At 58.7% G+C, this 8,165-nt stretch carries 1 protein-coding gene and 1 pseudogene; both read left to right on the top strand.

Annotation, left to right across the window (positions count from 1 at the left end; genetic code table 11):
- Positions 1–60 precede the first annotated feature (60 nt).
- Positions 61–7,638, top strand: coding sequence for an RCC1 domain-containing protein (locus KI810_RS17075; RefSeq protein ID WP_214176782.1), 7,578 nt, complete (start codon positions 61–63; stop codon positions 7,636–7,638).
- A gap of 211 nt (positions 7,639–7,849) precedes the next feature.
- Positions 7,850–8,165: pseudogene (locus KI810_RS17070) on the top strand (cytochrome c3 family protein); the annotation flags it as partial.

Raw genomic sequence — 8,165 nt, 5'->3', positions numbered from 1 at the left:
TCCAGCACCCCGACAGGGTCCATCGACGGGCTCTGCACCCCCTGTCACGACCCCCACGGGGTGAGTCCGACCCTGGGTGCCAACCAGCAGTACGCAGTGCCGCTCCTGAAAGGTACCTGGCTCACCTCTCCCTACAGGGAGGATACGGCGCCGGCGAACAATACCCGTTTTACCGCCCGTCCCGACCTGGGGGAGGGTCTGCCGTACAATATTGACCAGAATACCTTCGGGTCGAACATCAGGGATGGGGTCGCAGGAATAGGAGAATCGGAAAGCCAGGCCGACGGGTTGTGTCTCGGCTGCCATCCTAAGGAGAGCCTGACGGCAACGGCGAGCCCGGCTACTCCCAACTCCTGGAAGAGCAAGAACCGGATCCACGAGACGGTCAAGGACTGGAAGACCTCTTCCGCCACGGTCAAGCATTCCTATTCCTGTTCCAAGTGTCACTCCCCCCATAACAGTACGGTCCTCCCCCGTCTGATGGTGACAAACTGTCTGGACGGCCAGCACAAAGGGCGGACCGCATGGAGCAATGCCAAAATAGCCGATTCCGGTAACGGGGGGTACATGTGCTGCTCTCCCGTCTGTTCGGAAATCCCCTATTCCTTCCGCAGGGAAGGATATGCAACGTTCAATGGCGGAGCCGGCTGGTGCACGTCAAAGGGGTATAACAACGGGACTCCCTCCGGTTCAGGTGGTGGCCGTCTGCCGGGGAGCTGGCGCAGTGACGTGCCGGGGGTCGGCAACTATACCGTTGCCTGTCACGAAGGACAGACCGGTTCTGGCACGGACCAGTCCTGGAACGAGGTTACCCCCTGGAAGATCTACCCGGAGATCGCCATAACCTCCGGTCCGGTGGCGTCGGTCAGCAGTTTCCAGGCGACCATTACCTGGGCGACCACCATTCCGGGAAGCTCAGTTGTTGACTACGGCCTGTCGACGGCCTATGGCACAACGGCCAACGGTGCTGTATCGGTCTTGAATCACAGCGTGACCCTTCCGGGTCTCACCAACCATTCGACCTATCACTATCGGGTAAAAACGGTTGCCAGCGACGGGCAGCAGATTACCTCTGCCGATATGACCGTTCCTTATATTTCCGTTCCGCCATCGATCCCGAACACCATCGCCAAGGCATCGCCGGTGACCTGCGCGACGAGCTGCCCGCAGACGGTGAGCTGGTCTGCATCTACCGACCCCGACGGCGGACCGGTCGAATACCAGGTGCAGTTTGACACCACGAACACTTTTGCCAGTGCCAACCTGCAGACGTCACCCTGGGTATCGACCACCAACTGGACGACGACCCTTGCTCCCAACATAACCAATGAACAGTGGTACTACAGGGTTCGGGCCCGGGATGCCAACCACACGCTGCCGGAGGACCTGCCGTCCAACTGGACTCTGGTGCCCAAGAATTTCCTGATTCTGTCCGGTCCCCCTGCGGCCCCTGTTCCGGGAGTACCGACGGCCCTTTCCACCACCTCTATACGGTGGAACTTTGCCGATGCCGCGGACAATGAGACCGGTTTCAAACTGCATGATGCAACCCAGACCGTCAAAGCAAGTGCGGCAACCCCGAATCTCACCTACTTCGATGAAACGGGGTTGACGGCCAATACCCCGTACACGCGCCATCTCCATGCCTATAACGTACTGGGGGATGGCCCTGCAAGCGTCGATGCCAGCAGGTACACCCTGTCGCTTTCTCCGAACGTCACGGCTGACAAGACCGTCGCGACCTGGTACGGCACCGCCGGCATAACCTTTACCAATGCGGCAGGTTTTGGTGCCGGCGGGGTGCAGTACTACCGCTATGCCTGGGACCAGAACGGCAAATACACCTTCACCGATACCGAACCCCAGTGGAGCAGCGGCGTCCTGGCCAGAACCGCCACCGCCGACGGGGGATGGTATCTCCATGTGAAATCATATAACGGCGATAATGTCCCCAACGGAACCAAGGATTACGGCCCCTATTACTACGATGCCACCGCTCCGACCGGACTTGGCATGGTCGCCCCGCTGAATGGCGCCAGCAACCTGCCGGTCCAGACGGCGGTCTATGTGGGCACTGCCACCGACAGCGGTGTCGGTGCGGTGCAGTACCAGTTCCAGGTAGCCCTTGACAGCGATTTTACCCAGAGTGTGCAGACCAGCAGCTGGCAGAGCACAACCACCGGTCCTTTTACGCTCACTGCCGACAAGACCTATTTCTGGCGAGTAAAAGCTCGGGACGGGGCGGGCAACGAAACGGCATACACCGTGCCCTGGTCATTCACCACCACCGCCAATTCGGCGGTCTGGACCAACAAGGGGGATTTTGAAGCCAACCTCGCGACTACAGGAACGGCAACCACAAGGGACAAGGTGGTAGTGTCAGGCACCAACCAGCCTGACAATGCCGCAGTTACTCTGGATTTTATAAGCATATCCGCCATTGCCAGCGGCAATTCCCACTCGTTGGCCCTAAAATCCGACGGGTCGGTCTGGGCCTGGGGTGCTAACAACTATTACCAGATCGGTGACGGTTCTTATGCGCACCGATTTGCTCCCGTGCCGGTGCCGAGCCTGACCAGCGGGGTAACCGCCGTGGCGGCGGGGGGGGAGCATTCCCTGGTTGTCAAGGCCGATGGCTCGCTCTGGGGGTGGGGATACAACGGTTCCGGCCAGCTGGGTCCTGGTGGCTATTACGTCTCCACTCCCACCCTGATTCAAGGGATGGAGTCGGGAGTCGTTGCTGCCGCCGGCGGAAAGTACCACAGTCTGGCCGTCAAGTCCGACGGGTCGGTCTGGGCTTGGGGGTATAACAATTACGGCCAGTTGGGAAATGGGACGACCACGCAAAGCACCACCCCTGTCCAGGTATTGCCGGCCGGTTCGGATATAATCGCCGTTGCTGCAGGGGAATACCATTCACTGGCACTTAAATCAGATGGGACCATGCTCGCTTGGGGAACCAACTGGTATCGGCAGCTTGGTGATGGGACATATACGCAGAGAAACACGCCTGTGCCGGTGACCGGAGTCGGGTCGGGAGTGATTGCCATTGCAGCCGGGAAATCACACTCCCTGGCGGTCAAGGCTGATGGCTCGGTCTGGGCGTGGGGGGAAAACAGTTATGGCCAGGTGGCTACGGCCAACGCAGGTTTCCCGAATCCGGTCTCGACCCTAGGGGCCGGCTCAGGGATAATCGCAGTTGCCGCAGGAGCAAATCACTCATTTGCAGTAAAAGCCAATGGTGCTGTCTACGCCTGGGGAAATAACTCCGACGGGCAACTGGGTAACAATGCCACCCAGTACTCCGTAACCACTCCTACGGAGATTGTGGCAGCAGGTTCCGGGATTACCAGGGTGGCGGCAGGGCAGAACCATTCACTTGCCATTAAGGAAAACCGTTATCTGCTGGCCTGGGGACTGAATGATTACGGCCAACTCGGCATCGGCGATCCGAACAGGTCCGCTCCGGTGCAGGTGACGGATCTCGGTATCGGCTCGGGGGTTACCTCGCTGGCTGTGGGTTATGCCCATTCCATGGCTGTGAAGGGTGATGTGGCGGTCGCCTGGGGATATAACAGCAATGGCCAGCTGGGGGATAACTCACAGACGAGGAGGCCAATCCCAGTGTCAGTTTCCGGTCTCGCAAGCGGCGTGAGCCGGCTGGCGGGTGGAGGGAACTTCTCCTTGGCATTGAAACAGGACGGTTCTGTCTGGTCCTGGGGAAATAACTATGATGGCCAACTGGGGAATGGCACTAACACCTACAGTTTGACACCGGTCTCTGTTTCGAGCCTGGGTACCGGGATAACGGCAATTGCAGCCGGATCAAGTCATGCTCTGGCCCTAAAATCGGACGGCTCTCTCTGGTCCTGGGGATATAATTGGGCCGGTCAGCTTGGGGATGGTACCAGCGGCAACGGTACGAGCAAATCTACACCGCTTTCGGTCCCCGGTATGGATTCAGGGGTTGTCGGCATAGCAGCAGGGCAGCATCACTCCCTGGCAGTCAAGGCCGACGGGTCGGTATGGGCGTGGGGGCTTAACAACTTCGGGCAATTGGGGGATGGTACTACCAACGCGAGTTCGATCCCCATCAAGGTGGTGGATGCAGGATCCGGGGTTGTCCGCGTTGTGGCAGGGGTTTCCAGCTCCTTTGCCATAAAGGCGGACGGTTCGGTGCTTGCCTGGGGTTATGACTATTATGGCCAGCTTGGTGATGCCGGTTCCTACGTCAACAGGATGACACCTATTGCAGCGACGGCTTTTGGATCGGGAATAATTTCTCTGGCAGCAGGCCAGGATCATACTTTGGTGGTCAAATCCGACGGGTCGGTCTGGTCCGTTGGCCGCAACAGCTTTGGTCAGCTGGGTGACGGGACTTTAGCAACTAAAACAACGCCGGTGCCGGTCTCAAGCCTTGGCAGCGGTGTTGTGGGTGTGGCAGCCAATTCCAATTTCTCCCTCGCCCTCAAATCCGACGGCACCGTTCTGGCTTGGGGTGATAACAGCGCCAGCCAATTGGGGAACGGCTACACTTCCCCTGTTGTGACGCCAACTCAGAACCTGTTTAGAGGGCTCTATAAGCCTCAGGGAAGCATAATCGGCCTCAAATACGATGCCGGCAGCGTTATGAACTGGGGGACGGTCGCCTGGAACGCTTCTCTCCCCACCAATACCGCTGTCACCTTCCGGGCACGGGGGGCTGACAACGAAGCAAACCTGGCCGGCGCAAGCTGGTCCGGCTACTACACGACGACCGGTTCCGCCATCAATATTCCGGCTTCCCGGTGGCTGGAACTGGAGATGAATCTCACGACCAGCGACGGTGTCTATACGCCGACCCTCGACGACTGTACTGTCACCTACGCGACGCATTATACTGACAACCAGGCGCCGGTCGGCATTGGCAACGCTGCCCCGGCCGATGGGGCCAGAAATGTTCCGGTTGGAAGCACCCTGGATGCCACTGCCGCGGTAGACAGTGACAGCGGTTCGGTGCAGTACTACTTCCAGATTGCGAAGGATAGCGGCTTTACTACTGGCGTCCAGACCAGCGGCTGGCAAGCCGCAACCAGCTACTCCCCCACGCTTGCCCTGAGTAATACTTATTTCTGGCGGGTCAAGGCACGGGATGCCGCCCAGAATGAGACCTCTTATACCTCGACCTGGTCGTTCGGCACCACCTATCCACCAACGGCACCGACTGCCGGTACTCCCCAGGCGCTCTCTACAACCTCCATACGCTGGAACTTCGCCGATACGTCCGATAGCGAAGACGGTTTCCGCCTGCACGATGCGGCGCAGACGCTCAAAGCGAGCGTGGCAACCCCGAACCTCGCCTGGCTTGACGAGTCCGGGTTGTCGGCCAATACCCTCTATACGCGCCATCTGCATGCCTACAACAATGTAGCCGGGGACAGTGCCGCCAGTGCCGACATGAGCGCCTACACGATGGCGGTACCCCCCAACGTCACGACCCCCGCCATGACGCCGGCCACATGGACCAATACGGGTAATACAGCCTGTACTAACAGCGCCGGCTTCGGTAGCGGCGGGGTGCAGTATTACCGCTACGTCTGGAACCAGAATGCGACATACATCTTCAACGAAACCGAACCCACCTGGTCTAGCAGTTTTCTTCCCAGCACGTCACTCGCCGATGGCAGCTGGTACCTCCATGTCAAAGCCTATAACGGTGGCGATGTTTCCAGTGGTACTCAGGATCTGGGCCCCTATTACATAGACAGCACTCCTCCCACCGGTCTTGATATCCAGACCCCTGCAAATGGCGCCACCGGCCTGCCGACCAACACCACCCTTAATGTCAAGGCTGCTGTTGACAATGAGTCGGGCAGTGTGCAGTACTACTTCCAGATTGCCACCAACAGCACTTTCACGGAAGGATTGCAGACCAGCTACTGGACCGCGTCGACCATGTATTCCCCCCCTCTGTCTGCCGGCACTACCTATTACTGGCGTGTCAGAACACGGGACTACCTCGCTAATACGACCTCTCTCAGTGCTGCCCCGGCATGGAGCTTTACCACCACAGGGACAAAGATCACCTGGACCAGCAAAGGGGACTTCGAGAACAACTCTGTATCTGCCGCCAGTTCTGTGCCGGTGATGGTCACTCCAGCAACCAGCAGAAAACTGGTAGTAGTCTCGGGGACCAACCAGTCTGACGATGCCAGTCTGTCGAACCTGTTCGGAGTATCCAATACCACACTGGCAGGTGGCGGTCAGCACACCCTGGCCCTGAAAGCGGACGGTTCGGTCTGGGGTTGGGGGTACAATAACTTTGGTGAAGTCGGCGATAATACCACAATTGACAGGAACGCTCCGGTGGCTGCACGTACTCTCATTGCGGGAACGGGAGTCGTCGGCATTGCCGCAGGCTCATATCATTCCCTGGCCGTGCTGTCAGACGGCAGTGTCTGGGCCTGGGGGCAAAACACCAATTATCAACTCGGCGACGGATTTACAACTACCCGCACATCACCGGTCATGGTATCGGGTCTGGGTATACTGTCAGGCACCGTCAAGGTAGCAGCCGGATCTCTCCATTCCCTCGCACTGAAATCAAACGGCTCGGTCTGGGCCTGGGGGTACGGCGGTCACGGTCAGCTTGGCACTAACGATGTAGGGGGAAGGTCCACGCCCACTGCCGTCCCGACTCTCAGTTCCGGAGTTTCCGGGATTGCTGCCGGTGAACTTCACTCCGTTGCCGTCAAAACTGATGGTTCGGCGTGGGCCTGGGGGTTCAATTCCAACGGGCAAGTAGGGGACAACAGTATCACCAATCGTCTCGCACCGACCCAGGTTAACGGGCTGGGTGCCGGTGCCGGCGTAATAGCTGTGGCTGCGGGGAGCTACCATACGTTGGCCCTGAAAGATGACGGCTCGGTCTGGGCCTGGGGTTCCAATGCCAATGGTCAATTGGGGGACAACAGTACCACCCAGCGGCTTGTCCCGGTTCAGGTTTATGGCCTTGGCCCCGGTGCTGGCGTGATAGCTGTGGCTGCAGGGAGCAATTTCTCGTTGGCCTTAAAATCCGACGGTTCGGTCTGGGCCTGGGGCGACAACTCACTTGGGCAGTTGGGGGACAATAGCAACACGCAGCGGATTGCACCAGTCCAGGTCGCCAACATGGGGAGCAATTCTGGTGTTATTAAGGTGGCGGCAGGAAGCATTCATTCCCTGGCCCTGAAAAACGACGGTTCGATCTGGGCCTGGGGTTACAATGGCAATGGGCGACTGGGGGACAACAGCACCACCGACCGGATTGTCCCCGTCCAATCCCTCATAACCGGCGTTAAGACACCGCTCGTTTACTATTCGCCAAGTACCGTTACCAATCTCAAGCTGAATGCCGGGGCAGTCGTAAACTGGTCGACAATTTCCTGGAACGGTACTACCCCTACCAATACGACGGTTAAGTTCAGAACCAGGGGGGCAAACACCGAAGCGGGACTGGGGGCTGCCAGCTGGTCCGCAATTTACTATCCTTATACCCCCATGACAACGACCGTGACGACTCCTGCATCCCAGTGGCTGGAGGTTGAGCTTACCCTGCAATCGACCGATGCTGCTGTCACGCCGATTGTCAACGATGTTACGGTGTCCTATCTCCCCTGATAGCTGGTTTCTGCACTACCAACGAGGCGCCTGGCAATTCCATGTCAGGCGCCTGCTGTCAGCCTAGTATCTCCGTATGTCCCTTCGTCGTAAGGTTTGGTAGGTTGTTGCTGCCGAAAAGCGTTCCCAGTGCAAGATAAAGGGGGGCCGAGTCGTGCGGTTAGTCATAGCGTATTGCACGTACGTTAATTCTACATGCTGGAGTCTGTTTATGAAGAAAACTGTGGGCTATACCGTAGCGCTACTCACCGCCTTAGTCCTGCTGTCGTCCCCTGCGCTGGCGGTGGACTATCCCCATAACACGGCCAACGGCTATAGCTGCAGCGGCTGCCACCAGAGCCACAGCACCCTGGGGACCCAGGGGTACACCAACCTCTGCCTTACCTGCCACAATCCGGCCGACGGCAAGGGGGGGAACAAATCCTTCGTGCCGGGTGACGCCGCCAACCTGTTCGGCAACGCCACCTCGGCGCGGCCCGGCACCCTCTACCAGACCTCCCACAACTGGGCGGGTTCCGACAACGTTC

This window comes from Geomobilimonas luticola (genome assembly GCF_018476905.1).
GTDB lineage: Bacteria > Desulfobacterota > Desulfuromonadia > Geobacterales > Geobacteraceae > Geomobilimonas > Geomobilimonas luticola.
This window is presented reverse-complemented; position numbering and strand designations above follow the sequence as displayed.